Consider the following 24,205-nt stretch of genomic DNA (forward strand, 5'->3'; position numbering starts at 1 on the left):
TATCTCTATTAGTTGTTCGCATAACCATGATTGGAAGGAGGGGGGTTACTTTATGACTGCACTCCATCCTGATAGTCGTTATAAAAAGCTTTACATCAATGCATTGTCAGCAGGTCTAAATCAGTGGGGATTGAACTTCTTCGGGTCGCCTAGCTTGGACTGTAACCATAAATTCATATCGCCGATGACTTCTTTGCGAAGGCTTTTCCCGTCACTGTTTTTCAACCCATGATCCAGTGCTTCGTAACGCCGATATTCGATATTGTTCTTCCCGAGCTCTTTAAGGCGTTGCATCAACTCATCTGTTTTTTGCGGTGATACCGAAGTATCCATTCCACTCTGAATGATCAGCAAAGGAGATTTTATGTTTTGCAGGGTATCAAGTTGATCGAGGGAGAGCATCTGCTGCCACCAATGATAGCCGTGTCCGCTCACATCAAGTTCAAATGGTTTGCTGTTAAGAACATGTACGGCAAACCCTTTAAAACCATCGATCTCTTTTCTCGCCTCTTCTGGGTTGTTATGCTTTGCCGCGATGCTGTGTGAGACGTCATCGATAAACCAGCGGCCACCGCCATTAAAGGCGATAGTGGCATCGATATAGTCAACCTCTACGGTCACCAGGTTGGCGATAACGGCCCCTTCACTGCCGCCCAAGAGAATTAATGTCTTGTATTGCCCATTTTTTCGAACAGTATCGAGCACAGCCTTGATATCCGCGACCCGCTGTGCAGGGCTGTCCTTTTCAAGATACTGAGCAGGACAATCCTTGCGTGCCGGATCGGTACTGTATTTTAATTTGCTGTCAATGCCGTACTTTTCGACCAGCAGAATATCAGCTTCTGGCCAAACATTTTTATAGTCAGAGAGTATCGAGTTAATGTTAAGCACGCTGTTGCAATCAGAGCCTTGCAGAATCAATAGCAAGGTATCTGTATCATGGGAATGTTGGACCAAGTAATAGGAGATAGGCGAACTATCATCCCTGCTGGCAGTGCGAGTCATGACCTCTTGGGCGCTTGTCGAGCATGTCAAAAAGAGCAAAAATAAATATATTGTTCGCATTCTCATTTTACCCTTGGCAATCAGAACAAGGCGCAACCATGCAGAGCGCAGAAATCCTGCCGAGTCCATAAAATGCAAGTGGGTCAGGTTGCCATGGCATCATGGTAATAATACTAGCCCCAGCTGTTATTGGTTTTTGCATAACGTACGACCTGATATATCGCTATGTTTTCAGTTGCCAGCAGCCGGATTATTTCTGGTATGCATTGAATGGGGAGCTCAATTTCATAGCCATGGGCCAAGGTTACTATTTTTTCAGCCCGTGCGGGGCCCAGAAAACCAGAGATGATTTCCTTGGCCATACCATCATGATCACGAATCTCGAAATAGACGCGGTACATGTCAGATGTGTAATCCAGTGGTGTGCCTATTTCCTTAGTCTCATATGGCGGTACTGCGTCTGTGTTGTTCATGTTTCCTCTGAACTCTTTAATTTTTTAATGCGCCAAGGAGATATTACGCATTGGCATATTATGCCTGAAGGAGATGCTGCCTTATTATGGCGAAGCGTTTCCAGTGAAATTAGTAGCCTGGCTGGGTGTGGCGTTTTTTAGTGCTATCACTTGGTCAGTGAAATAATGGCGCCAACAAAATCAGGGCTGTCATCCTTGTTAATAACGTGCAGCCGGTCGCCACCCGCGTGGCTCTTCCTCAAGCAAGGCTACCGCCCCTGAATTCCAGCTTCCAGCTTGCTGCTTTTCCCTGTGGTGTGGCTCTGGTCTGGTACATTGCTGACTCCGACAAGAGGTGATTTTGATGGTCATGTTACCGAACGGAGCTGGTTAGGGAAGGGGGAGTGAGTGATTTCTCGGGCAAGATCAATAAATTGAGCTGCCATGGGGGGGCGGGCGATAGGGGTATCTCAACGCCCTTGCTTGCTCAATGCTCGCTGCGTATTTGGGCGGGGGGAATGAACTGCGGGATGCCACTTTGTGGAATGAGTTGCAGAGCAGATGCCAAGGTAATGACATCAAGGCTGGGCCAGTGATGGCATGGGCGTCCCAGCCCGGTCAAATCCGCGTTTCCCACCAGAGATAAATGGGCCCGCTGCCGGTGACGACAGGGGCCCTTTTTGTTGTTAGCGCACGGTCTCGGGATCAGCGGGCCAGCACCACCTGGCCGGCGGGGCTGGGGTTGGCGAGTTGTGGAGAGGCGGGTTGTTGCTGGAACTGGCGTACCAGCCGATCCAGGTCACTCAGTTGCCGCACCAGCTGGTTGATGCCGTGGACGGCATGCTGACTGCCTTGGCTTGAGTCATCGGCCAGGGTCTTGATGCTGAGCACGTTGCGGTCGATATCGGCGGTGACCTGGGACTGCTCCTGCACGGCCTGGGCTATCTGGCTGCTGCCGGAGGCGACCTGCTGCAACATGCTGTTGATCTGCTGCAGTATGGTACCGGTGGCGGAGGCCTTCTGCTGGCAGCTGGCGGAGAGATCCCCCCCTTTTTCCATCGCCTGCTCGGCGTTGGCCGCGCTGGTTTGCAGCAGGTTGATCATCTTCTGGATCTCGCCGGTGGAGGCCTGGGTCTTGATGGCCAGGGATCTGATCTCGTCTGCCACCACCGAGAAACCACGGCCCGCCTCACCGGCACGGGCCGCCTCGATGGCCGCATTGAGGGCCAGCAGGTTGGTCTGGTTGGCGATGCTGTTGATGACATCCAGGATGCCGTCGATATCCCGGCATTGGGTCGCCAGGGTGTGGATCACCGTCTTGGAGGTGGCGATCTCGCCGTGCATCCCCTCGACCGCCCCTATGGTCTCCTGCACGCTGCGGTTGCCTTCCCGGAAGAGGTCGGCGGTTTCATCCAGCAGGTCGGAGGCGGCGGTGGAGCTGTGGGACACCTCGCGGATCGACTCGGCCATCTGGGTGATGGCGGTGGCAACCTGATTGGTCTCGGCCTGTTGTTGTTGCAGGTTGCTGGTGATGGATTCGGCATTGCGCAGATCGCCCTCCGCCGAGTGCAGGATCCGGCTGCAGGTCTGCTGGGTGCGCGCCAGCACGGCGTTGAACTCGGCCTGATTCATCAGCATGGCGAGCTCGATGGCAGCGATGTTGTCGACCTTGTTGGTGTAGAGCAGCTGCATCAGCGGGTTGTCGAAGCGGCTGCGGGCCAGCTTGTCGAGCTTGCCGAGGCGACGGCTCAGGGCCTGGGTGATCATGGCCGCCAGCAGCAAAGGCAGCACGGCCAGAGCCAGCAGCCAGCCGGAGGCCTGCTCATAGCCCAGCGCCATCATGGCCACCAGGCTCGGCAGCAGGCAGAGGATGATTGCCAGCGTGTGGGAGAAGGCCGGCAGCCTGAGCGCCAGCGGCGCCTTGTCTGCGCGCAGCCCGGCATAGATGCGCTCGGCCCGCTGCTTGATCTCCTCACTGGGGGCGGTACGCACCGATTGATACTCCACCACCTTGCCGTGGGCATCCTTGATCGGCGTGACGAAGGCGCTGACCCAGTAGTGATCGCCGTTCTTGCAGCGATTCTTCACCGGGCCCATCCAGCTCTTGCCGGCCCGGATATGGTGCCAGAGGTCGGCGAAGGCCTGCTTGGGCATGTCCGGATGGCGCACCAGGTTGTGGTGCTCTCCCTGCAGCTCCTCCAGCGTGAAGCCGGCGATCTGGCAGAACTCCTCGTTGGCATAGGTGATGCGGCTCTCCAGATCCGTGGTGGAGATGAGGTGCTGGTGTTCGGGATAGCGACGCTCATGCTGGGTGACAGGCTGATTGACTCTCATGGTGTGCTCCGAAACCGGGTTGTGGGGAAGGAGTCATCACCAATGCAAGGGCTGCACCAGCGGGGGTGAAAATCGTCGATCATGCGGCACTCATGCGGCACGGCGGGGGGGGGGGGATGGCCGGTGGCGAGCGGATCTGCGGGTGTGGGGCTGGTGAGTCAGAGGGGGGGGATTTGCATTTCAGGAACCGTTTTGGCAACGATGGCGCCATTTCGCGAGCGGCGGCGGGAGGCGTAAAACAGCGGAGCCCTGACGGGCTCCGGAGGATCAGGGGGTTGGTTCGGCCGGGGTCGGCTCAGGCCCGGCGGGCGGGGTCAGCATCATGGTCTCGATCTGCAGCCCCTGCACCAGCACGGTTTTCAGATCCTGCAGGTACTCCTCCAGCGGCGGCTCCTGCAGCAGCTGGGCGAGCTCGTTGCCGACCGGCGTCAACCGGTAGTAGAGCAGGGTGATGTTGGCCTGCTTGCGCTGCAGGCGCCAGCGCTGATCGCCGAACTCCAGCTCCACCCCGTCGGCGGGCAGCGGGCCAGACTCCAGCTCGCCGCGGTGCAGCAGGCCGAGTTCGAACAACTGCAGCAGGGCGTTGTAGGGGATGCGGTATTTGCCAAGGCCGAGCCGGGTGACCCTGGCGCGGCTGAGCAGGCTGGCCCCCTTGTGCAGCCCCAGCAGCAGGCGTTGCTCGTCGCTGCCCACGTAGTGGCAGGAGAGGGAGCAGATGCGCTGGAACAGCTGGGCCTCGCGCTGGGTCATCTCCTTGAGGGTGGTGAGCGCCCGGATGGAGAAGCGGCCCGGGGTGGCGATCTCGATGGCGAAGATGCGGCCCCACAGCTGCTGCATGGGCACCATGCTGATGTCTTCCGCCAGTTGCAGGAAGTGGGTCAGCCAGTCGCTGTCCATCTCGCCGCCGGCGGCGGTCTCCTCGCAGTGGCGGGAGGCCATCACCATGATGGATTCCAGGTTGCGCTGGCGGGCGGCCTGATCCGCCAGTTGGCGAAAAGCGGCGCGCTGCTCGAAGGTGCTGTCGCTGTTGCGGGTGAGCATGCCGTCGATGCCGCGGCTGCGGGCCAGGCGCAGGGTCTGCTCCTGGCTGCTCAGGATGGAACTCTCTTTCTTGGGCGGGGGCAGGTCAGCCATGCTGGCTCCGTGATCGCAAGGTCTAGCCTTGAATGTTACTCCAACCGGGATGGCGGGCAATCCCTCAGGCAGGGGCTGGCCGGGTTCTTGCCGTCGCGGATAACAAAACGGCCCCCCGTGGGAGGCCGTGTGTGCCTGGTTACTGCTCTTCGTAGACGCTGACTTCGACCGCCTCCAGCGAATAGGAGGCGGTGGCCATCTCGTGACTGGAGCTGACCGTGCGCATCTTGCCCTTCACCCAGATGGCGTCCCACAGGTCGTCCACCGGCGCCCCCTTGGGGTAGCTCACATAGACCACCTGGTTGGTGGGCGGGGGCGGCACATGGATGCAGGCGCCGAAGTAGGGCACCAGCAGGAAGGCGGTGATCTTCTTGGCATCCCCCTCCAGCGGTACCACGAAACCCGGGATACGCACCTCTTGGTTGTCCAGCTTCTTGTTGACCCCGCCCACCGGCTGCGGCACGGAGGCAAGATTGCCATCGTGGCTCACCTGGGGTGGGGGCAGCAGTTTTTCACCTTCCGGAATGAGCACGTCCCAGTCGATGGTCTTGTAGTCGGCGGCCATGGCCGGCAGCGTCAGCAGGGCGGCCAGCAGCGCCACGATTTTCCACTTCATCATCTGTCCTTCTCGTTTCTTATGGGCGCCTGGCTAGACGCGAATGCTCATGCCATCGCTCAGGCTGTAGCGATAGGCGCGGGCGGCGGGCAACAGGCCTATCACCATGCCGGCCAGCCAGACCAGCCCCAGCAGTTGCCACTCGTGGGCGCTTGGCAGCCCCAGGCTCAATTGCAGGCCATAGTGACCGAGCAGCCAGGGGGTGGCAAGGGCTTGGCCCAGGTAGAGTGCGGCCACCCCGAGCGCAATGCCGGCAGTGGTGAGGGCCATCGCCTCCAGCGCCAGCAGCAGGAACAGGTGGGAGGGGCCGGCGCCGAGGGAGCGCAAGATGGCAAGCTCCCGGCGCCGCTCGTTGAGGCCGGCCAGCAGGGTGGTCAGCATGCCGATGAGGCCTGCCACCACCACGAAGCCGGCGATCACCGACAGCGCAGTTTCCGCCACGCTCATCAGGCTCCATAGCTCCTGCAGGGCGGCCCCCGGCAGGATCGCCATCAGCGGCTCGCCCCGGTAGGTATTGACGCTGCGCTGCAGCTGGAACGCCAGGATCCGGTTGCTGAGCCCCACCATGAAGGCGGTGATGGTCTTGGGGGTGAGATCCTGCGCCAGTGCCTGCTCGGCGGTCACGTTCTTGCTGTGACGGCCGGTGTCCCAGCCCAGGTGGATCGCCTCGATACCGGCCAGCGGCACATGGATGGTGCGATCGATGGGGGTGCCGGTCGGTGCCAGGATCCCCACCACCTTGAACGGCAGGTTGTCGTGCTGGCTGAACGAGGTATTGCCGGCGCCGTGGGCGATGACGATGGACTGCCCCAGGTGATAGCCGAGCTTCTCGGCCACCTGGGCGCCGAGCACCGCCTCGAACGGCGTCTCGAATGCTCGCCCTTCACGCATGACCAGTGCCTGCTGCTGGCCATATTTGAGGTGGGTGAAGTAGTCGCCATTGGTGCCAAGCACGCGAAACCCCTTGTGGGAGTCACCAAGGGAAAGCGGGATGGTCCAGGCGATGCCGGGTTGTTGCTTGATGGCCTGATAGGCGTCCCAGCCAACGTTGTTGGTGGGATTGCCGATGCGAAACACCGAATAGAGCAGCAGGTTCACCTGGCCGGAGCGGGCGCCGACGATGAGGTCCGTGCCCGACACCGTATTGGCGAAGCTCTCGCGGGCCTGATTGCGCACTCGCTCCACCCCGAGCAGCAGGGTGACGCTGATGGCGACCGCCAGCAGGGTGAGCCCGGCGGTGAGGCGGCGGGCCCAGAGGCTTTGCAGGGCGAGTTTCAGCATGTTGCCCTCCTGTTCAGTTGTTGCAGGTTTTCCACCCGCGGAAAGAGCGGTTCGAGGTAGGGGTCGTGGCTGACGAAGATCAGGGTCGAGCCCTGCTTGTCGCACTCCTCGAACAACAGCTTGATGAAGGCGGCCCGGTTGTCGGTATCCAGCGCCGAGGTGGGCTCGTCGGCGATCACCAGCGGCGGTGAGCCGATGAGCGCGCGGGCGGCGGCCACCCGTTGCTGCTGGCCGATGCTGAGGGCATGGACGGGCCTGTGCAGCGCCTCCTCGGGCAGTTGTAATTCCCGCAGCAGGCGGCGCGCCTCCTCGGCCGGGCTGCCCTGCAGCCGGGCCCGCTTCTCGGGGGAGAAGGTGAGGGCGCTGGTGACGTTGTCCTGCACGGATAAAAACGGCAGCAGGTTGAACTGCTGGAAGATGTAACCCAGATTGGCCGCCCGGAAGTGGTCACGGGCACGGCCGGAGAGCCGGGCCAGCGGTTGGCCCAGCACCTCCAGGGTGCCGTGGTTGGCGGTCTGGATCCCGGCCAGCAGGCCGAGCAGGGTCGACTTGCCCGAACCGGACGGTCCCTTGATGAACACCCGTTCCCCCTCGCCGATGGTGAGGGCGGGCAGATCGAGTACAACCTCGTGACCCGGCCAGGCAAAGGCCAGATCGCGGATCTCAACCACGGCATTTTTCATGGCGTTACCAGCTCAGTTTGTTGGCGGAGGGGGTCAGCTCGGCCGCGGTCTGGCCGCTGGGCAGTATGCCCTGCACGCTCAGCTTCTCCAGGCTCGGATAGACGCTGAACAGGGTGGCTTCCAGTCCGGTCAGCTTGGCTGGCTCCGCGCAGGTGTAGGTGTACATGGCACCCATGTCGGCGTGACCAGCATCGTCGTGCTGGTGTTCGTCGTGCTTGCCGTCAGACTTCTGGTGGTCATGGTCATGGTCATGGTCATGGTCATGGTCATGGTCATGGTCATGGTCGTGATCTTCCTTGGCGGCCTGCAACGCCTGCTGGGTCAGCGTGCAGCCGGCGGCCGGGTCGAAGCGCAGCAGGGCATCGGGTTGCTTGAGCTGGGCCACGGCCTTGGCGTATTGAGCCTTCTCTTCATCGCTCTTGGCGGCATGCTCGAAGCCCACCAGATCGGCGGCGGGGGCCTGCAGCTCGATCATCAGCTGGTTGCCATCGAGCACCAGGTTGAGGTGGCCGTGGCCGTGCTCGTGGGCACCGTGGCCGTGACTGTCGTGTTCATCGTGGTTTGCCTGCACGCCAAATGCGGCGGCCGCCAGTAACAGGGTGACTGCTTTCATCGTTAATCCTTTGAAAAGTTTATTGAAAAATGGATTTAGCCGGATAAGCGATGAAGCTGTGGCGGCGCGCGGATGCGGCACTGGCCTGAGGGGGTGGCATGAGGTTTGGGCAAGGCGGCGTCAAGGCGCTTGCCGATGACGATTTGTGGCGAGGGGATGACCAGGGTCGGGGTGAGTGCCAGCTTGCCATCCAGATGCAGGGCGCAGAGGACGCAGGCGTGGTTGTGGCCGGGCAGGTCGGCTTCCAGCGGATGTTGTGCCAGCACGGGTTGCAACCACAACCAGCCCAGCAGCAGCAACCAGATTTTCAGCTTGGTACGACCCATAGACCCCTATCAAAGGGGCGCCATCAGCGCCCCTTTTCTCTGGCTTAGAGATGGGACTGGATGAGCCCCATCACGGTAGCGATATTGTTGGCATCGAGCTGACCGTCCTTGACGAACAGCACCTTGCCCTCTTTGTCCAGCAGGATGATGGCCGAGCTTTCCGGCGCCAGATCCCAGGCGTTGCGGGCCATGCCCTTGGCATCCAGCACCATGGCGGACCAGGGGAATTCCTTCTTGCTGTCTTCGGCACTGCTCTTCACGAAGCCGGAGGTGCCCCAGATGGCGTCATTGCTGTTGATGATGGTGACGGTCTGGTACTTGTCGTGGGGCAGCTTGGCCGCCTTGATCGCTTCGATCATGGGGGCGTTGAGCTCCTTGGCGCTGGAGCGACCGGCGATGTGCTGGATCAGAAAGACCTTGCCGGTCAGTACCTTGCTTTGCCAGGGCTGATAGCCGATCTCTTTCTCTTTCAGTACCAGCTCACCCTTGTCGCCGATGTTGACCAGCGGCACCTGGGCCGACTCCTTGATGTTGTGAGCCAGGGCCAGCGTTGGCAGCAGCGCCAGAGTAAGTACGAGATGTTTCATCCTGATGACACTCCTTTTGTTATGTTATAACGATTTTTGCATTGAGGGAATGGGGCGGAACTCATCCTAAACTGATCGGATCTGTTTAAAAAGTGTTAAATAAAAGCCGGCATTGAGGTGTTCGACTGCCCGCCAGCACGGGGGCTGGTGGACAAAGGCGGCTAGGATGGCACGCAGTCGATAAAAATCAATTGCTTATCAACTGGTTTGAGGAGTCTGGCCGCGGTCTGCAGCCAGACTTGAGGAAGGGGATAGGCCTCAGTAGAGCGGCTCGCTCACCAGCGGGATCTTGGCCATGGTCATCTGCTGGGCCAGCAAAGGAGAGCCGGTCAGCAGAATGTGACGCTGATTGCCGATCACCACTGTATCTCCTTTCAAACCGCTGTCGGCGGTGATGGCCAGCCAGGCTGGCGAGACGCTGCCGATGCTGATGTTCGGATAGATGATGCTGAGCATGTACTGGGGAGCCAGCTCGGCCAAGAGGCTTGCCATCAGCAGCGCCTTCTCGTCGCTGTCCGCCTTGTTGTTCTGCAAGGCCTGCAGCGGCGGTGCGAAGTGATCCATCTGTTCGGGCGGAGTGGGAATGCCGCTCAGCCACTCCTGCAGCAGGCCGACACTGGTGGCGAGATCTTTGGCCAGGAACTGTTTCGCCAGGGGCCTCAGGTCGCCCTTGAACTGGTAGAACAGCTGGGAATAGTTGGGGCGCACACAAGGCAGCTTGCGGTTGGCGGGGTGAACGCAGGGCACCACCCGCATCTGATAGAAGGCGTCGTCCTGATATTGCTGATAGGCCTGCCAGAACAGGGTCGACTCCATGCTGTCGTCGTGCAGGGTGAAGGCCTGCTCCAGATTGCGAAACTTGGTGGCTGTCTCGGGGCTGGTTTGATTGATGAGGTTGATGCTGTTGTAGAGCCGCGGGCTGATGTAGGAGTAGAGGGTTTCCAGCGGATAGTTGAGGGAGGCATCGAGCAGGATCATCTCGTGGCGGCTGGCGGCGATGACCCGCTCGTCTGCGTTCAGTTGCAGATGCTTCTGCTGACCGTCGCTCGATTGCCATTGCCAGCTCAGGGTGACCTCGTTGGCCCCGGCCATGGACGCGAACACTAGACTCAACAACAGACCTTGTGCCAGTTTCATGATGTGCATCCTGCTCGGGGTGATAATAAACAACTAGGTGAGCTGGCCGATTTTGGATGAGTCTGACATTTGTGATTTTGATAACAGATTGATCGGGCTTTTAATTTAATTCTGGAAATAAGTCATGCAGGAAACCGTCATGAAGCGAATCACACCCTTGTTGCTGCTGTTGGCCACGCTGCCGGCCGCGGCGGGGCCTGTCATCGTCAACCAGGGAATGTCCAGCGCGGATACCTTTGCCCTGCGCGACAAGCTGGCGAAGGAACATGAGTGGCAGGAGTGGCTGCGCTTTCAGCAGGCCATCAAGTGGCTGGAGGTGCTGCCGGTAAACTGCGAGCTGATGAGCGATGCTGGCGGCAGTTATCGCTGCGGGGGGAATTACTATCGGCCCTATCAGCAGGATGGACGTGACATTTATATACAGGGGGATCCCAGCGGTGTGACGCCGGGTCAGCCCCAGCAACAGCCCACGAAAAAGGCGCCCTGAGGCGCCTTTTTCACGAAGGTTACGCTTACTTGGCAGCGTAACGCTCGGCAGAGCTCTTGATCTCTGCTTCGGCAGCGGCTTTGTCGCCCCAGCCTTCAACCTTGACCCACTTGCCAGCTTCCAGCTCTTTGTAGCGCTCGAAGAAGTGCTGGATCTGGGCGCGCAGCAGCTCGGGCAGATCGTTCACATCCTGGATGTGGTCGTACTGCTTGGTCAACTTGGAGTGCGGAACGGCCACGATCTTGGCGTCTTCGCCAGATTCGTCGGTCATCTTCAGCACGCCAACCGGGCGGCAGCGAATGACGGAGCCGGCCAGCAGCGGGTAGGGAGTCGGAACCAGCACGTCAACCGGATCACCATCCAGAGACAGGGTGGCGTTCACGTAGCCGTAGTTGCACGGATAGAACATCGGGGTAGACATGAAGCGATCAACGAAGATGGCACCGCTGTCCTTGTCGACTTCGTATTTGATCGGGTCGGCGTTCTGCGGGATTTCGATGATGACGTAGATGTCGTCGGGCAGGCTCTTGCCAGCCGGTACCAGATTCAGGCTCATGACGTTTCCTTTGAGTGTTGGAGTCAAGTTTGCAGGCCGATATTATAGCGATGTCGCGTCAAATGACCATATTTCAGGGCCACTGCGACAGAGTTGTTGGATACCGTGCAGCTTGGGTCTGCCAAATTGCCGTCACCTTGTTAGAATGCGCACTTCCCTTTACTGCGAAAGGAAGCGGTATGCATATTCACATTCTCGGGATCTGCGGCACCTTCATGGGTGGTCTGGCGGTGTTGGCAAAACAGCTTGGTTATCGGGTCACCGGCTCTGACGCCAACGTCTATCCCCCCATGAGTACCCAGCTCGAGCAACAGGGCATCGAACTGACCGAAGGCTACGATCCTTCCCAGCTCGATCCGGCGCCGGATCTGGTGGTGGTCGGCAACGCCATGAGCCGCGGCAACCCCTGTGTGGAGTATGTGCTGGATCGCAATCTGCCCTATATCTCCGGCCCCCAGTGGCTGCTGGAACACGTGCTGCAGGATCGCTGGGTGCTGGCCGTCGCCGGCACCCACGGCAAGACCACCACCGCCAGCATGCTGGCCTGGGTACTGGAATACGCCAAGCTGGAGCCCGGTTTCCTCATCGGCGGCGTGCCCGGCAACTTCCCGGTCTCCGCCCGTCTCGGCTCGGCTCCCTTCTTTGTCATCGAGGCGGACGAGTATGACTGCGCCTTCTTCGACAAGCGCTCCAAGTTCGTCCACTACCACCCGCGTACCCTGGTGATGAACAACCTGGAGTTTGACCATGCGGATATCTTCCCGGATCTCGCCGCCATCCAGCGCCAGTTCCACCACCTGATGCGCACCGTGCCGAGCAACGGTCGAGTGCTCTTCCCCAAGGGGGATGAGAACCTCACCGCCGTGCGCAAGATGGGCTGCTGGAGCGAAGTGGAGCTGGTGGGTCAGGACGATGCCAAGTGGAAGGCGGTCAAGCTGGCCGACGATGGCTCTGCCTTCGAGGTATGGCTGGATGGCGTGAAACAGGGCGAGGTGCACTGGGAGTGCATCGGCGAGCACAACGTCAACAACGGCCTGATGGCCATCGCCGCCGCCCGTCACGCCGGTGTCATGGTGGAGCACGGCATTGCGGCCCTCTGCCAGTTCAAGTCTCCCAAGCGACGGATGGAGCTCAAGGGGGAAGTGGCCGGCATCAGTATCTATGACGACTTCGCCCACCACCCCACCGCCATCGAAACCACTCTCGGCGGCCTGCGCGCCAAGGTGGGCAAGGCCCGCATCCTGGCGGTGCTGGAGCCCCGCTCCAACACCATGAAGCTGGGAGTGCACAAGGAAGAGCTGGCCGGCTGTTTCGACGGCGCCGACGAGGTGTTCTTCTTCCAGCCGCCCAACATCGGCTGGGATCTCGGCGAGGTGACCGCCCACATGACTCGACCGGCCAAGGTGTTCAACGATCTGGAGACCCTGATCAACCGGCTGGTGGCCGAGTGCCGCGATGGCGATCATATTCTGATCATGAGCAACGGCGGCTTCGGCGGCATTCATGACAAGCTGATCGCCCGCCTCAAGGACTATCACGGCCAGCTATGAACAAAGCGATCACCCTGGCGCTGACCGGAGCCTCCGGCGCCCCCTATGCCCTGCGCCTGCTGGAATGCCTGGTACAGGCGGACTATCGGGTCTACCTGCTCGCCTCCTCGGCGGCTCGTGTGGTGCTCAAGACCGAGCAGCAGCAGGAGTGGCCGGGCTCGCCGAAAGAGCTCTCAGCCTACCTCTGTCGCCAATATGGCGCCAAGGAGGGGCAGATCGTCGCCTGTGGCAAGGAGGAGTGGTTCTCACCGGTGGCTTCCGGCTCGGCAGCGCCCAAGCAGATGGTGGTCTGCCCCTGCTCCATGGGCACCGTCTCGGCCATTGCCAACGGCACCTCCGACAACCTGCTGGAGCGGGCGGCGGACGTGGTGATCAAGGAGCGTGGCCAGCTCATTCTGGTGCCCCGCGAGAGCCCCTTCTCGGCGATCCACCTGGAGAACATGCTGAAACTGGCCCGCCTTGGCGTGACCATCATGCCGGCGGCGCCGGGCTTTTATCATGAGCCAAAAAGCATCGCGGATCTGGTGGACTTCATGGTGGCGCGGATCCTCGATCATCTGGGGATCGAGCACGCACTGACTCGCCGCTGGGGCTACGACAAAGGGTGAGATGAGCGGATAGCGGACAAACAAAAGCGGCGCCGACCTGAACAGTTCGGCGCCGCTTTTTTGCTGGAGCGGATTAGGCTGCCTGGATGGGGGCGGTTACGTACTTGAACAGAAAATCGGTCACCTCTTCCCGGCTCGGGCGTTGTGGCTGATTGATCATCTGCATCATGACGTAGCCGAAGCCGGTCAGGGAGCGGGCCAGATCCTGCGCCGACAGCACACTCTGGATCTCGCCGGCATCCATGGCGCGTTGCAGGTGAGGTGCAATGCGTTCCAGAGCCTTGTCCAGCAGCTTGGCGTAACGGGGCCAGACCTCTTCCCGCACCGATGAGCTCCACTCCAGCCAGATGCTGGCGTGGTCAGGCTGATCGTAGGCGGCGTCAACAAACAGCTTCACGTGGCGGCGAATGCTGTCGCTGACCGGGCCCTGGCCGGAGTAGGCCTGTTCCAGCATTTGATGCACGAAACGTTCGATCTCGGCCAACACTTCATCCACCAGCTCTTCACGGGTGTTGAAATAGTTGAACACGGTAGCAACTGAGACCTTGGCCTGTTCTGCGATTTCGGCGTGACCCGCACGGCCGATGCCGCGACGGGAGAACACCTCGATGGCACATTCCATCAATTGATTGCGTCGGGCCTCCGGCGAAAGCCGGGTTCGACGTCTAATTTCTGCGCGTGGTTCCATAGTTTTTTCATCTAATAGTTATTGATTATGGTGTTTATAGTATTGTCACCGATAATGCCCGAGGGCCTGCTAACTCTATCAATTAAAATAAGCCGATAAAAGCATCACGTATGCCTGACGCCCTTCGGCTTGAATGGTAGAATCATCGGTTTTGACGTTAATGAACGGCCAAATTTGCTTTGGCCATTATGGAGTAAGTGATGAAACACACTGTCGAGGTGATGATCTCCGAGGCTGAAGTCGCCGCCCGGATCGCCAAATTGGGTGAAGAGATCACCGCCCGTTACCAGGGCTCTGATGAAGTGGTCATGATCGGCCTGCTGCGCGGCTCCTGCGTCTTCCTGGCCGACCTGTGCCGCCAGACCCAGCTGCCCATCACCCTGGATTTTATGACCGCCTCCAGCTATGGCTCCGGCATGCACAGTACCCGTGACGTGCGCATCCTGAAAGACCTGGATGACGACATCAAAGGGAAGGACGTGGTGATCGTCGAAGACATCATCGACACCGGCTACACCCTCAACAAGGTGCGCGAGATCCTCTCTCTGCGCGAGCCGAAATCCCTGGCCATCTGCACCCTGCTGGACAAGCCGTCCCGCCGTGAAGTACAGGTGCCGGTGGACTGGATCGGTTTCTCCATTCCGGATGAATTCGTGGTGGGCTGCGGCATCGATTATGCCCAGAAGTACCGCAATCTGCCGTTCATCGGCAAGGTAATACCGCAAGAGTAAGCAAGGTTCAAGAATATGACGGGCAAGGTGGCAGAGCGCCATTTTCTGTCTGCAGGCGGCCTTGGCCGCCTTTTCTGTCTCGAGATGGGATGAGCCATCACAGGGGTTGCAATGAACGCACTGGAAATCAGCGGCCTGAAGAAGACCTATCAGGGGGGCGTCGAAGCCCTTAAAGGCATTGATCTCACTGTCAAACAGGGGGATTTCTTCGCCCTGCTCGGCCCCAACGGGGCGGGCAAGTCCACCACCATCGGCATCATCAGCTCGCTGGTGAACAAGAGTGCCGGCAAGGTGAAGGTGTTCGGCTACGACATCGACACTCACCTGGAAGAGGCCAAGGCCCAGCTCGGGCTGGTGCCGCAGGAGTTCAACTTCAGCCAGTTCGAGAAGGTGATCCAGATCGTCACCCATCAGGCCGGCTTCTATGGCGTGCCGCGGGCCGAGGCCAAGATCCGCGCCGAGAAGTACCTGCGTCAGCTCGACCTGTGGGACAAGCGCGACATGCCAGCCCGCACTCTCTCCGGCGGCATGAAGCGCCGGCTGATGATCGCCCGCGCCCTGATGCATGAGCCCAAGCTGCTGATCCTCGACGAGCCGACCGCCGGGGTGGACATCGAGATCCGTCGCTCCATGTGGAATTTCCTCAAGGATCTCAACGAGCAGGGCGTCACCATCATACTCACCACCCACTATCTGGAAGAGGCGGAGATGTTGTGTCGCAACATCGGCATCATCGACAAAGGGCGCCTCATCGAGAACACCAGCATGAAGAAGCTGCTGGGCAAGCTGGGCCGCGAGACCTTCATGCTGGATCTGGCGCCGGGCTCCGCCGTGCCGAACCTGCCCGAGTTCAACGGCCGCATGCAGGACGAGCGCACCCTGGAGGTGGATCTGGACAAGAGCCAGTCCCTCAACAGCCTGTTCGATCAGCTGTCGAGCCAGCAGGTGCAGGTACTGAGCATGCGCAACAAGGCCAACCGGCTGGAAGAGCTGTTCGTCAGCCTGGTCGAGGAGGGGAGAAAAGCATGAACCTGACCACTTACTACATCGCCTTCAAGAGCATTCTGGCCAAGGAGATCAGCCGCTTCACCCGGATCTGGATCCAGACCCTGGTGCCGCCCGCCATCACCATGAGCCTCTACTTCGTCATCTTCGGCAACCTCATCGGCGGCCGCATCGGTGACATGGGGGGCTTCAGCTACATGGAGTTCATCGTGCCCGGCCTCATCATGATGTCGGTCATCACCAACTCCTACTCCAACGTCGCCTCCTCCTTCTTCAGCGCCAAGTTCCAGCGCAACGTGGAGGAGCTGCTGGTGGCGCCTGTGCCCAACTACGTCATCATCGCCGGTTACGTCGGCGGTGGCGTGGCGCGCGGCCTCTGTGTCGGCCTCATCGTCACCCTGGTGTCGCTGTTCTTTGTGCCGCTGCAGATCCACCACCTGTTCAGCGTCTGCTTCACCGTGCTGCTGACCGCCATCCTCTTCTCGCTGGGCGGCCTCATCAATGCGGTGTTTGCCAAGACCTTCGACGACATCAGCATCATCCCCACCTTCGTGCTGACGCCGCTCACCTACCTGGGCGGGGTCTTCTACTCCATCAGCCTGCTGCCACCCTTCTGGCAGGGGGTCTCCCAGGTGAACCCGATCATCTACATGGTGAACGCATTCCGTTACGGCTTTCTCGGGATTTCCGACGTGCCGCTCGGCACCGCCTACCTCATCATCATCGGCTTCATTGTGGCTCTCTACGGTCTGGCCTGGTGGCTCATCTCACGCGGCACCGGGCTGCGCCACTGATGCAATGCAACGGGCACCTTTCGGTGCCCGTTTCTTTGTTGCCTCTTTTACCTCTCCTGCGCTGGCCCCATCTCGAACAGGGCCAATAACCACCCTTTTATCAAGGCTTTATCCGGCACCTTGTGATCCACCGCAATTTTCAGATTACCCCCAAAGGTATAATTCCCGCGGTTGGAAGGTCTGCGCAATGGCGGCCCTCCGTCTCTTCTTTTTCTCACCAGGGCAGGATCGCCTATGTCACTGATCACCGAGTTGCCAGCCATTTTCGACAGTTTTTCAGATGCCCGCCGGCAGGGCTTTCTGGCCGTGATGGCACTCAAGGAGCGACAGATCCCCCTGGTCGGCACCTACTGCACCTTCATGCCGCAAGAAGTGGTGATGGCCGCCGGCGCCGTGGTGGTATCGCTCTGCTCCACCAGCGACGAGACCATAGAGGAGGCCGAGAAAGATCTGCCCCGCAACCTATGCCCGCTGATCAAGAGCAGCTACGGTTTCGGCAAGACCGACAAGTGCCCCTACTTCTACTTCTCTGATCTGGTGGTGGGGGAAACCACCTGCGACGGCAAGAAGAAGATGTACGAGTACATGGCCGAGTTCAAACCGGTGCACGTGATGCAGCTGCCCAACCGCGCCGATGACGAGGCCTCCCGCACCCTGTGGCGCAGCGAAATAGTCCGCTTCAAGGAGTTGCTGGAGCAGCAGTTTGGCCAACCCATCAGCGAGCACGCGCTGCGCGACGCCATCGTGCTGAAGAACCGCGAGCGCCGCGCGCTGGCCGACTTCTACCGGCTGGGTCAGCTCAACCCGCCGGCGCTGAGCGGCACCGACATCCTCAAGGTGGTCTATGGCGCCACCTTCCGCTTCGACAAGGAGCAGCTCATCGGCGAGCTGCAGGAGATGACCCGCCGCATCAAGGCCGAGTACGCCGACGGCAAGCGGCTCGATGCCCGTCCGCGCATCCTCATCACCGGCTGCCCCATCGGCGGCGCCGCCGATAAGGTGGTGCGTCTCATTGAAGAGCACGGCGGCTGGGTGGTGGGTTATGAGAACTGCACCGGCGCCAAGGCGACCGAGCAGTGCGTGAGCGAACAGGGTGACCCGTTCGATGCGCTGACCGACAAGTATCTGGCCATCGGCTGCTCCTGCATCTCCCCCAACCACCAGCGCATGAATCTGCTGAGCCAGATGGTGGAGGAGTATCAGGCAGACGGGGTGATCGACGTGATCCTGCAGGCCTGTCACACCTATGCGGTGGAGTCGCTCGCTATCAAACGCCACGTGCGTGATCGCCACGGCATCCCCTACATGGCGGTGGAGACCGACTACTCCAGTGCCGACAAGGGACAGCTGGCTACCCGGCTGGCGGCCTTTATCGAAATGCTGTGAGGAGGTGCCGTGTCACTCACCATCGGGATTGACTCCGGCTCCACCGCGACCAAGGGGATCCTGTTCGACCACAGAGAGGGCGGGCGCATCGTTCGCCGCTTTCTGGTGCCGACCCCCTTTCGTCCGCTGGCCGCCATCGAGCAAGGCTGGGAGACGCTCTCGGCCGGGCTGCCGGAGCGCCCCCATCTGACCCTGACCGGTTATGGCCGCGATCTGGCGTCGTTCGCCGATCGGCGGGTCACCGAGATCTCCTGTCATGGGCTGGGGGCGCGCCTGCTCTGTCCGTCGGTGCACACCGTCATCGACATCGGCGGCCAGGACAGCAAGGTGATCCAGCTCGATGGCGACGGCAACCTCACCGACTTTCTGATGAACGACAAGTGCGCCGCCGGTACCGGCCGCTTTCTCGAGGTGATCACCCGCACCCTGGGGGCGCGGGTCGAACAGCTCGACGAGCTGCTGGAAGGGGCAGAGCCCCATGACATCAGCAGCATGTGCACCGTGTTTGCAGAATCGGAGGCGATCAGCCTGCGCTCGGCGGGCATTCCGGCCGAGTCGATCCTGGCCGGCATCGTCCGCTCCATGGCCCGGCGCAGTGCCAACTTCATCGGCCGCCTCGGCGCCAGGCCGACTGTGCTCTTTACCGGCGGTGTCAGCCACTGCGCCACCTTCCGCCACTATCTGGCGCAAGGATTGGGTTGCGACGTGGCCACCCACCCTGACGCCCAGTTTGCCGGTGCGCTGGGGGCGGCCTTGTTCGGTGCGCGTGCCCGCACGGGAGGTAAGTCATGAACGCAGAGTTCCTCTACCTGTTTCACTCCACCCTCGGTACGGTCAGGCTGCGCAAGCGGCTGGAGCAGCAGCCCCACCCGTTTCGGGTCTGCGACGTACCGCGCCGGCTCAGTGCCGGCTGCGGCCTCGCCATCCGCCTGCACTGCCCGCCCGAGGAGTGGCAGCAGTGGTGCCAGCGCGGCGAAACCGCCGCCGTCTTTCGCTGTGACGAAGACGGTGAGTATTGCGAACTGGCCCGCTATCCGGCCGCCGGCTAGGGCATGGTGAGTCCTGCTCGGGGAGTTGGCAGTGGAGGGCATGGATGATAAAGAGCTATCCCGTGGCCGTGTATCTGCGGGTGCTGGCCAGGTTGGCGCTGGGGGGATTTTTCGTCGCCTCCGCCGGGTTCAAGCTGGCTGCGCCGGAGCTGTTCGCCGAGCAGATCGGCGCCTTCGGTCTGCTCTGGTCGCCGTTCATTCCCCTTGCCGTCTGGGGGCTTATCGGGCTGGAGCTCTGCGCAGGCGTGGCGGTCATCGCCAACCGGCGCTGGGGACTGTGGCTGGTGATCGGGCTGCTCGCCCTGTTTATTCCGGTGTTGGGCTATGGCATCGCCATCGGGCTCGACATCTCTTGCGGCTGTCTTGGCAGGGCTGATCTCGGCTCGCTGCCACAGGCCCTCTTGCGGGATCTGCTGCTGTTGACGCTTGCGGGCGCCTTGCTGCGTCACTCCCGCCCCGTTTTTACCGTTCCAAAGGAGCAGTGACATGATGAGATTGCAATCCCGCACCCTGATGGCCTCGCTGATTGCGGCCAGCTTTGCCCTCGGTGGCTGTGGCGACAACCAGTTCGAGCAGGAGACCAAACTGGAGCAGGCGGCGGTACAGCTCTCCCAGGAGACCCAGCAGGGGGGCTATCAGCTGTTGACCGTGGCCGAGCTGAAGACCCGGACGGATAAAGGAGAGGCGCTGGTGATCATCGACACCATGCCGTTCGAGGACTCCTACAAGAAGGAGCATATTCCGGGGGCCAGGAATTTTGCCTTCGTGAAGGAGGCCAAGTCCGGCGATGACTGGAGCCAGATCGTCGAGGGGAGCGGCACACCCGAGCAGCTGTTGGCCCTGCTGGGAGACGACAAGACCCGGCCCGTGGTGTTCTACTGCGGCTTCGTCAAGTGTGGCCGCAGCCACAACGGGGCAGCCTGGGCGGTCACTCAGGGGTATCAGCAGGTCTATCGGGTGCCGGGCGGCATCTTCGCCTGGAAAGGGGCGGGTTACCCGATCAGCGCCGAGTAGGCAGGAAGTGCTCAGATACAACAAAGCCCGCACATGCGGGCTTTGTTGTCAGTGGCGCAGCGACTCAGGGGCGGGCCAGCGCCACCACCCGGTTGTCGATGAGGCGGGCCTTGCCGAGATACGCCGCCATCAGGATCACTAGCTGCTCGCTCTCGTCAGTGGCCGCTTCCAGGGTGGCGGCATCGACGATGTCGATGGCATCGGTCCGAAAACCGACCTTGTCGAGGCGCTGGCTGGCCTGGGCCACCAGGGAGGGCAGGTGGTGGTCACCCGCTTCAATCTGCTCGGCGATCCAGTTCATGGTGCGCGCCAGCTCAGGGGCAATAGCTCTCTCGGCGGCGGTCAGGTAGCCGTTGCGCGAGGAGAGCGCCAGCCCGTCTTCGGCCCGCACCGTGGGCACGCCGACGATCTCGATGGGCATCGCCATGTCGGCCACCATCTTGCGAATGAGCGCCAGCTGCTGGTAATCCTTCTGTCCGAAGCAGGCCACGTCAGGCTGCACCAGATTGAACAGCTTGGTAACGACGGTGCTGACGCCGCGGAAGTGGCCCGGACGCAGCGCCCCCTCCAGCAGCGTGGAGAGACCCGGCACCTCGACGAAGGTCTGGCTGGCCAGCCCCTGCGGATACATGATCTCCGGGGTCGGCGTGAACACCATGTCCACCCCGGCCGCCTCCAGCGCGGCGCAATCCTGCTCCAGGGTGCGCGGGTAGTTGGCGAGATCCTCGGCCTTGTCGAACTGCATCGGGTTGACGAAGATGCTGACCACCACCTTCTCGGCGTGGCTGTGCGCCTCCTTCACCAGGGTAAGGTGGCCCTGGTGCAGGTTGCCCATGGTGGGCACGAATGCGATGGCGCGCCCTTCACGGCGCCATTGGCCGATCTGTTCACGCAGAGCGGCGGGATTGTTAACGACCAACATCAACTGTTCACCTTCGAAAAGATCAAAGAGAGGCGGGCAGGAGCCCGTGCGGATAAGCGCGAAGTGTCAACGCGCGGCATCATCATCGGCGGTTACCTTGGGATGAATCATCAAAAGAGGGGGCTCACTCTGCCCCGGAGGGCGAAACGGGGGCGCAGGCCCCCGCTCTCGTCACGGCATCACATCAGTTGAAGCAGTGCTCCGGGCCCGGGAAGGTCCCTTCGCTCACCTGCTTCACATAGAGCCGGATGGCGGCGCGCATGTCGCCGGTCTCGGCCAGGAAGTTCTTGGTGAACTTGGGCACATAGCCGGAGGTGATGCCGAAGGCATCGTGCATCACCAGGATCTGGCCGTCGGTGGCCGGGCCGGCACCTATGCCGATCACCGGAATGCGCAGCGCCTTGCTGATGCGCTCGGCCAGCGAAGTGGGCACGCACTCGAGCACCAGCAGCTGGATGCCGGCGGCCTGCAGCTCAAGGGCCTGACGGTAGATCTCCTGGGCCTGGAACTCGTCGCGCCCCTGCACCTTGAAGCCGCCAAACACGTGCACGGATTGCGGGGTGAGGCCGAGGTGGCCGCACACCGGCACGCCGTTGCGGGTCAGATGGCGGATGGAGTCGCACAGCCAGTCACCCCCTTCCATCTTCACCATGCGGGCGCCGGCCGCCATCAGCCGGGCGGCATTCTGATAGGTCTGCTCTGGGGTGGCATAGCTCATGAACGGCATGTCGCTCACCACCAGGGCATTGGTCGTGCCGCGCACCACGCAACGGGTGTGATAGACCATCTCGTCCATGTTGACCGCCAGGGTATCCTGGCCACCCTGCAGCACCATGCCCAGCGAATCGCCGATGAGCAGCACGTGAGCGCCCTCGTCGTCGAACAGCTTGGCAAAGGTGGCATCATAGGCGGTGATGGCGGTGATTCGTTGGCCTTCCTGCTTCATCTTCAGCAGGTTGGTGGTGGTGATCTTGCTCATAGAGGCTCCTGTTCGTCTGCACTTGCGGCAATGATGGCAAGGCCATTGCGCGGGCAGCGGGCAACCAGTTGTGCGAGCGGCGTGCCGCAGGGCAGCACCAGAGCGGGCGCGATTTCGGCCAGGGGCAGCAGCACGAACTCCCGCTCCTGCATGCCGTAATGGGGAACGATGAGGCGCTCAGAGTTGATCACCTGATCGCCATAGAGCAGCAGATCGAGATCCAGGGTTCTCGGCCCCCACCGCTCATCCTTGCGCACACGTCCTTGTTCCAGCTCGATTTTTTGCAGTTGATCCAGCAGCGCCAGCGGCGCCAGCCGGGTGTTGAGCCGGGCCACGGCATTGACGTAGTCCGGTTGATCAGCAGGCCCCATGGGGCGGCTGCTGTAAAGCGACGAGGCCTGCACCAGCACGGAATCCGGCAGGGTCGCCAGCGCGGCGATGGCGCGGCGAGCCTGGCCGACGGGGTCGGCCAGGTTGGAGCCGATGGCGACGAAGACCTCGGTCATCACGTCAGTTGTCACTCGGCCGCTTTCGGTTTGCGGCGACGGGGGCGACGACGGTTGCGGCTGTTGCTGCTGCGTTTCTCGCCATCGTTGCTGCGGGCCGCACCGCTCTGACCACGCTCACCGCTGGCCGGGCGGCGAGTCGCTTCCCGTTGCAGCTGCGGGCGCACGTCCGGGTTGGACTCCACGTAGCGTTCCCACCAGCTGGCCAGCTCGCCGAGGCCACGTTCGACCCGGTTGCGTAGCAGCAGGAAGTCGAACGCCGCGCGGAACTTTGGATGCTCCATGGCCCGCTCGGGGTGGCGGCCCTGACGGCGGGTCAGCCGCTGCTGCAGGGCCCAGATATCGCGCACATCGGTGGTGAAACGGCGCGGGACGGCGATGATCCGCACCTGGTTGTCCAGCACCTCGTTGATCGCCAACATGAAGGCGTCATACCAGGGCAGGCCGCTCTCGTTCTCCAGCACCCGGCCCCGGGCCTCGACGCAGCCCCACAGCAGGGTGGCGTAGAGGAAGGCGGGGGTGACGCGCTTCTCTTCACGAACGCGAGTGTCGGTATCGATCAGCGCCTGCTCGATGAACTGCTCGTAGGGCGAGTTGCCGTGCGGGGTAAACAGCGCGGCTACCTGCGGGAACAGCTGCTGGAACAGACCGTACTCGCGCAGCAGCTTGTAGGTGGTCAGGGCATCGCCGGCCAGGAACAGCTTGAGGGTCTCCTCAAACAGGCGGGCCGCCGGAATATCCTGCAGCAGCGGCGCCAGCTCCTTGATGGGGGCGGCGGTGCGCGGGCTGATGGTCATGTCCAGCTTGGCGGCGAAGCGCACGGCGCGCAGCATCCGCACCGGATCTTCCCGGTAGCGGGTCTCGGGGTCGCCGATGAGTTCCAGCTTGCGTTCGGCCAGGTCTTCCAGCCCACCCTCGAAATCGTGCAGGGTGAAGTCCTTGGCGCTGTAGTAGAGGGCGTTGACGGTAAAGTCGCGACGTTCGGCATCCTCTTCGATGGTGCCGTAGACGTTGTCGCGCAGCAGCATCCCTTCATCGGACTGGGCCGACACATGTTTGCTGGTATTGACCTGATGGTGGTGACCGCGGAAGGTGGCCACTTCGATCACGTCACGACCAAAGACGATGTGGGCCAGCCGGAAACGGCGGCCGATCAGGCGGCAGTTGCTGAACAGTGACTTGATCTGCTCCGGCGTCGCATCGGTGGCGATGTCGAAATCCTTGGGCGTCTTCCCGAGCAGCAGATCCCGTACCCCGCCGCCGACCAGGTAGGCTTCGTAGCCGCCCTTGTTCAGGCGATAGAGCACCTTGAGTGCATTCTCGCTGATCTCTTTGCGCGAAATCAGGTGCTGGTCACGGCTTAAGGTACGACGTTGCCCGGCGACACGGGCCGGAATGGGGGACTCCACCGACTGCTCGCCGTCTTCCTTGCCGAGCACCTTGCGGCAAAAGTTTGCGATCTGGGAAAAAATGGTACACCTCGTTATGACTTCAAATTGACGGGAGGCCAAAAAAATAGCGGCCTATCATAGCTCACGCCTCACCAAATGAAAAACCGTGCTGGCAATTGATCCCGTTTGAATCAGTGTTGCCGCAAAAAATAGCGGTCTATTCAATAGCTCACGCCTAACCAAATGAAAAACCGTGCTGGTAATTGATCCCGTTTGAATCAGGATTGCCGCAAAAAATAGCGGTCTATTCAATAGCTCACGTCTAACCAAATGAAAAACCGTGCTGGCAATTGATCCCGTTTGAAACGGAT

General features: G+C 61.1%; 28 protein-coding genes. 11 read left to right on the plus strand and 17 right to left on the minus strand.

Annotation, left to right across the window (positions count from 1 at the left end; genetic code table 11):
• Positions 1 to 120: 120 nt before the first annotated feature.
• The 11 genes from PG897_RS20305 to PG897_RS20355 all read right to left on the minus strand — a co-directional run bounded on the left by PG897_RS20305 (position 121) and on the right by PG897_RS20355 (position 10,168).
• A complete protein-coding gene (locus tag PG897_RS20305; RefSeq protein WP_270829324.1) occupies positions 121 to 1,005 on the minus strand; it encodes an alpha/beta hydrolase family protein in 885 nt (294 codons plus the stop codon).
• Positions 1,006 to 1,178: 173 nt separating this feature from the next.
• Positions 1,179 to 1,478, minus strand: coding sequence for a hypothetical protein (locus PG897_RS20310; RefSeq protein ID WP_181969516.1), 300 nt, complete (start codon positions 1,476 to 1,478; stop codon positions 1,179 to 1,181).
• Between the two features lie 684 nt (positions 1,479 to 2,162).
• The gene (locus tag PG897_RS20315; protein WP_201882870.1) at positions 2,163 to 3,791 is read right to left on the minus strand and encodes a methyl-accepting chemotaxis protein; all 1,629 of its coding nucleotides are present in this window, start codon (positions 3,789 to 3,791) and stop codon (positions 2,163 to 2,165) included.
• Positions 3,792 to 4,058: 267 nt separating this feature from the next.
• On the minus strand, positions 4,059 to 4,925 hold the full coding sequence (locus PG897_RS20320; protein ID WP_201882869.1) for a TIGR03899 family protein: 867 nt from the start codon (positions 4,923 to 4,925) through the stop codon (positions 4,059 to 4,061).
• Positions 4,926 to 5,064: 139 nt separating this feature from the next.
• Entirely contained in the window at positions 5,065 to 5,544 is a 480-nt protein-coding gene (locus PG897_RS20325; protein ID WP_017787621.1) for a DUF3299 domain-containing protein, read from the minus strand.
• A gap of 30 nt (positions 5,545 to 5,574) precedes the next feature.
• Positions 5,575 to 6,822, minus strand: coding sequence for an ABC transporter permease (locus PG897_RS20330; RefSeq protein WP_017766291.1), 1,248 nt, complete (start codon positions 6,820 to 6,822; stop codon positions 5,575 to 5,577).
• Positions 6,816 to 7,505, minus strand: coding sequence for an ABC transporter ATP-binding protein (locus PG897_RS20335; RefSeq protein ID WP_005304683.1), 690 nt, complete (start codon positions 7,503 to 7,505; stop codon positions 6,816 to 6,818). The genes PG897_RS20330 and PG897_RS20335 overlap by 7 nt, the downstream gene beginning before the upstream one ends.
• A 4-nt stretch (positions 7,506 to 7,509) precedes the next feature.
• A complete protein-coding gene (locus PG897_RS20340; RefSeq protein WP_019840506.1) occupies positions 7,510 to 8,118 on the minus strand; it encodes a DUF2796 domain-containing protein in 609 nt (202 codons plus the stop codon).
• 35 nt (positions 8,119 to 8,153) lie between these two features.
• Complete coding sequence (locus PG897_RS20345) at positions 8,154 to 8,444, minus strand: hypothetical protein (protein ID WP_201882865.1); 291 nt, start codon at positions 8,442 to 8,444, stop codon at positions 8,154 to 8,156.
• Between the two features lie 44 nt (positions 8,445 to 8,488).
• Entirely contained in the window at positions 8,489 to 9,031 is a 543-nt protein-coding gene (locus PG897_RS20350; protein ID WP_010636247.1) for a YtfJ family protein, read from the minus strand.
• Positions 9,032 to 9,289: 258 nt separating this feature from the next.
• On the minus strand, positions 9,290 to 10,168 hold the full coding sequence (locus PG897_RS20355) for a hypothetical protein (RefSeq protein WP_201882860.1): 879 nt from the start codon (positions 10,166 to 10,168) through the stop codon (positions 9,290 to 9,292).
• A 124-nt stretch (positions 10,169 to 10,292) separates the two neighbouring features.
• Between PG897_RS20355 and PG897_RS20360 the strand changes: the two genes are divergently transcribed.
• Positions 10,293 to 10,655, plus strand: coding sequence for a hypothetical protein (locus PG897_RS20360; protein ID WP_017780517.1), 363 nt, complete (start codon positions 10,293 to 10,295; stop codon positions 10,653 to 10,655).
• Positions 10,656 to 10,680: 25 nt separating this feature from the next.
• On the opposite strand, the gene ppa is transcribed toward PG897_RS20360, so the two are convergent.
• Complete coding sequence (ppa, locus tag PG897_RS20365) at positions 10,681 to 11,211, minus strand: inorganic diphosphatase (protein ID WP_005304649.1); 531 nt, start codon at positions 11,209 to 11,211, stop codon at positions 10,681 to 10,683.
• A 179-nt stretch (positions 11,212 to 11,390) separates the two neighbouring features.
• Between ppa and mpl the strand changes: the two genes are divergently transcribed.
• Positions 11,391 to 12,761 (plus strand): UDP-N-acetylmuramate:L-alanyl-gamma-D-glutamyl-meso-diaminopimelate ligase, encoded by a 1,371-nt coding sequence (mpl, locus tag PG897_RS20370; RefSeq protein WP_010636250.1) that lies wholly within the window; start codon positions 11,391 to 11,393, stop codon positions 12,759 to 12,761.
• Entirely contained in the window at positions 12,758 to 13,369 is a 612-nt protein-coding gene (locus tag PG897_RS20375; protein WP_139726209.1) for a flavin prenyltransferase UbiX, read from the plus strand. Before mpl ends, PG897_RS20375 begins: the two co-directional genes overlap by 4 nt.
• Positions 13,370 to 13,442: 73 nt before the next feature.
• On the opposite strand, the gene PG897_RS20380 is transcribed toward PG897_RS20375, so the two are convergent.
• A complete protein-coding gene (locus PG897_RS20380) occupies positions 13,443 to 14,057 on the minus strand; it encodes a TetR/AcrR family transcriptional regulator (RefSeq protein ID WP_005304640.1) in 615 nt (204 codons plus the stop codon).
• Positions 14,058 to 14,257: 200 nt separating this feature from the next.
• Here PG897_RS20380 and hpt point away from each other — a divergent pair, with 200 nt between their 5' ends.
• The 8 genes from hpt to PG897_RS20420 all read left to right on the plus strand — a co-directional run bounded on the left by hpt (position 14,258) and on the right by PG897_RS20420 (position 20,036).
• Positions 14,258 to 14,788: a hypoxanthine phosphoribosyltransferase gene (gene hpt / locus PG897_RS20385; RefSeq protein WP_005304637.1), complete on the plus strand. Its 531-nt coding sequence runs from the start codon at positions 14,258 to 14,260 to the stop codon at positions 14,786 to 14,788.
• A gap of 111 nt (positions 14,789 to 14,899) precedes the next feature.
• On the plus strand, positions 14,900 to 15,817 hold the full coding sequence (locus PG897_RS20390; RefSeq protein WP_005304633.1) for an ABC transporter ATP-binding protein: 918 nt from the start codon (positions 14,900 to 14,902) through the stop codon (positions 15,815 to 15,817).
• Positions 15,814 to 16,587 (plus strand): ABC transporter permease, encoded by a 774-nt coding sequence (locus PG897_RS20395; RefSeq protein WP_005304632.1) that lies wholly within the window; start codon positions 15,814 to 15,816, stop codon positions 16,585 to 16,587. Before PG897_RS20390 ends, PG897_RS20395 begins: the two co-directional genes overlap by 4 nt.
• A 234-nt stretch (positions 16,588 to 16,821) precedes the next feature.
• Positions 16,822 to 17,973, plus strand: coding sequence for a double-cubane-cluster-containing anaerobic reductase (locus PG897_RS20400; protein ID WP_201882859.1), 1,152 nt, complete (start codon positions 16,822 to 16,824; stop codon positions 17,971 to 17,973).
• Positions 17,974 to 17,982: 9 nt separating this feature from the next.
• Positions 17,983 to 18,765, plus strand: a complete 783-nt coding sequence (locus tag PG897_RS20405) for an acyl-CoA dehydratase activase (protein WP_201882858.1) — start codon at positions 17,983 to 17,985, stop codon at positions 18,763 to 18,765.
• Positions 18,762 to 19,022, plus strand: a complete 261-nt coding sequence (locus PG897_RS20410; protein WP_017411022.1) for a DUF3343 domain-containing protein — start codon at positions 18,762 to 18,764, stop codon at positions 19,020 to 19,022. Before PG897_RS20405 ends, PG897_RS20410 begins: the two co-directional genes overlap by 4 nt.
• A gap of 44 nt (positions 19,023 to 19,066) precedes the next feature.
• Entirely contained in the window at positions 19,067 to 19,507 is a 441-nt protein-coding gene (locus tag PG897_RS20415) for a MauE/DoxX family redox-associated membrane protein (RefSeq protein WP_042007044.1), read from the plus strand.
• A gap of 1 nt (position 19,508) precedes the next feature.
• Positions 19,509 to 20,036, plus strand: coding sequence for a rhodanese-like domain-containing protein (locus PG897_RS20420; protein ID WP_201882857.1), 528 nt, complete (start codon positions 19,509 to 19,511; stop codon positions 20,034 to 20,036).
• 64 nt (positions 20,037 to 20,100) lie between these two features.
• On the opposite strand, the gene panC is transcribed toward PG897_RS20420, so the two are convergent.
• The 4 genes from panC to pcnB form a co-directional block, all read right to left on the minus strand.
• On the minus strand, positions 20,101 to 20,958 hold the full coding sequence (panC, locus tag PG897_RS20425) for a pantoate--beta-alanine ligase (RefSeq protein WP_042007042.1): 858 nt from the start codon (positions 20,956 to 20,958) through the stop codon (positions 20,101 to 20,103).
• Positions 20,959 to 21,142: 184 nt separating this feature from the next.
• Entirely contained in the window at positions 21,143 to 21,937 is a 795-nt protein-coding gene (gene panB / locus PG897_RS20430) for a 3-methyl-2-oxobutanoate hydroxymethyltransferase (protein ID WP_005304470.1), read from the minus strand.
• Entirely contained in the window at positions 21,934 to 22,443 is a 510-nt protein-coding gene (folK, locus tag PG897_RS20435; protein WP_043171255.1) for a 2-amino-4-hydroxy-6-hydroxymethyldihydropteridine diphosphokinase, read from the minus strand. The genes panB and folK overlap by 4 nt, the downstream gene beginning before the upstream one ends.
• 11 nt (positions 22,444 to 22,454) lie before the next feature.
• Complete coding sequence (gene pcnB / locus PG897_RS20440) at positions 22,455 to 23,954, minus strand: polynucleotide adenylyltransferase PcnB (protein ID WP_270829326.1); 1,500 nt, start codon at positions 23,952 to 23,954, stop codon at positions 22,455 to 22,457.
• Between the last annotated feature and the right edge of the window lie 251 nt (positions 23,955 to 24,205).

Origin of the sequence: Aeromonas sp. QDB20 (assembly GCF_027707805.1) — a bacterium.
In the GTDB taxonomy this organism is placed as follows: domain Bacteria; phylum Pseudomonadota; class Gammaproteobacteria; order Enterobacterales; family Aeromonadaceae; genus Aeromonas; species Aeromonas dhakensis.

Excerpts from the sequence above, each read along its gene's own strand:
- PG897_RS20340 (WP_019840506.1), bottom strand. The coding sequence starts at position 8,118 with ATGAAAGCAGTCACCCTGTTACTGGCGGCCGCCGCATTTGGCGTGCAG.
- ppa (WP_005304649.1), bottom strand. The coding sequence starts at position 11,211 with ATGAGCCTGAATCTGGTACCGGCTGGCAAGAGCCTGCCCGACGACATC.
- PG897_RS20380 (WP_005304640.1), bottom strand. The coding sequence starts at position 14,057 with ATGGAACCACGCGCAGAAATTAGACGTCGAACCCGGCTTTCGCCGGAG.
- mpl (WP_010636250.1), top strand. The coding sequence starts at position 11,391 with ATGCATATTCACATTCTCGGGATCTGCGGCACCTTCATGGGTGGTCTG.
- hpt (WP_005304637.1), top strand. The coding sequence starts at position 14,258 with ATGAAACACACTGTCGAGGTGATGATCTCCGAGGCTGAAGTCGCCGCC.
- PG897_RS20310 (WP_181969516.1), bottom strand. The coding sequence starts at position 1,478 with ATGAACAACACAGACGCAGTACCGCCATATGAGACTAAGGAAATAGGC.
- PG897_RS20345 (WP_201882865.1), bottom strand. The coding sequence starts at position 8,444 with ATGGGTCGTACCAAGCTGAAAATCTGGTTGCTGCTGCTGGGCTGGTTG.
- PG897_RS20360 (WP_017780517.1), top strand. The coding sequence starts at position 10,293 with ATGCAGGAAACCGTCATGAAGCGAATCACACCCTTGTTGCTGCTGTTG.
- PG897_RS20350 (WP_010636247.1), bottom strand. The coding sequence starts at position 9,031 with ATGAAACATCTCGTACTTACTCTGGCGCTGCTGCCAACGCTGGCCCTG.
- PG897_RS20355 (WP_201882860.1), bottom strand. The coding sequence starts at position 10,168 with ATGAAACTGGCACAAGGTCTGTTGTTGAGTCTAGTGTTCGCGTCCATG.
- PG897_RS20400 (WP_201882859.1), top strand. The coding sequence starts at position 16,822 with ATGTCACTGATCACCGAGTTGCCAGCCATTTTCGACAGTTTTTCAGAT.
- PG897_RS20320 (WP_201882869.1), bottom strand. The coding sequence starts at position 4,925 with ATGGCTGACCTGCCCCCGCCCAAGAAAGAGAGTTCCATCCTGAGCAGC.
- PG897_RS20315 (WP_201882870.1), bottom strand. The coding sequence starts at position 3,791 with ATGAGAGTCAATCAGCCTGTCACCCAGCATGAGCGTCGCTATCCCGAA.
- folK (WP_043171255.1), bottom strand. The coding sequence starts at position 22,443 with ATGACCGAGGTCTTCGTCGCCATCGGCTCCAACCTGGCCGACCCCGTC.
- PG897_RS20330 (WP_017766291.1), bottom strand. The coding sequence starts at position 6,822 with ATGCTGAAACTCGCCCTGCAAAGCCTCTGGGCCCGCCGCCTCACCGCC.
- PG897_RS20415 (WP_042007044.1), top strand. The coding sequence starts at position 19,067 with ATGATAAAGAGCTATCCCGTGGCCGTGTATCTGCGGGTGCTGGCCAGG.
- PG897_RS20305 (WP_270829324.1), bottom strand. The coding sequence starts at position 1,005 with ATGACTCGCACTGCCAGCAGGGATGATAGTTCGCCTATCTCCTATTAC.
- PG897_RS20325 (WP_017787621.1), bottom strand. The coding sequence starts at position 5,544 with ATGATGAAGTGGAAAATCGTGGCGCTGCTGGCCGCCCTGCTGACGCTG.
- PG897_RS20390 (WP_005304633.1), top strand. The coding sequence starts at position 14,900 with ATGAACGCACTGGAAATCAGCGGCCTGAAGAAGACCTATCAGGGGGGC.
- panB (WP_005304470.1), bottom strand. The coding sequence starts at position 21,937 with ATGAGCAAGATCACCACCACCAACCTGCTGAAGATGAAGCAGGAAGGC.
- PG897_RS20410 (WP_017411022.1), top strand. The coding sequence starts at position 18,762 with ATGAACGCAGAGTTCCTCTACCTGTTTCACTCCACCCTCGGTACGGTC.
- PG897_RS20375 (WP_139726209.1), top strand. The coding sequence starts at position 12,758 with ATGAACAAAGCGATCACCCTGGCGCTGACCGGAGCCTCCGGCGCCCCC.
- PG897_RS20395 (WP_005304632.1), top strand. The coding sequence starts at position 15,814 with ATGAACCTGACCACTTACTACATCGCCTTCAAGAGCATTCTGGCCAAG.
- panC (WP_042007042.1), bottom strand. The coding sequence starts at position 20,958 with ATGTTGGTCGTTAACAATCCCGCCGCTCTGCGTGAACAGATCGGCCAA.
- PG897_RS20335 (WP_005304683.1), bottom strand. The coding sequence starts at position 7,505 with ATGAAAAATGCCGTGGTTGAGATCCGCGATCTGGCCTTTGCCTGGCCG.
- PG897_RS20420 (WP_201882857.1), top strand. The coding sequence starts at position 19,509 with ATGATGAGATTGCAATCCCGCACCCTGATGGCCTCGCTGATTGCGGCC.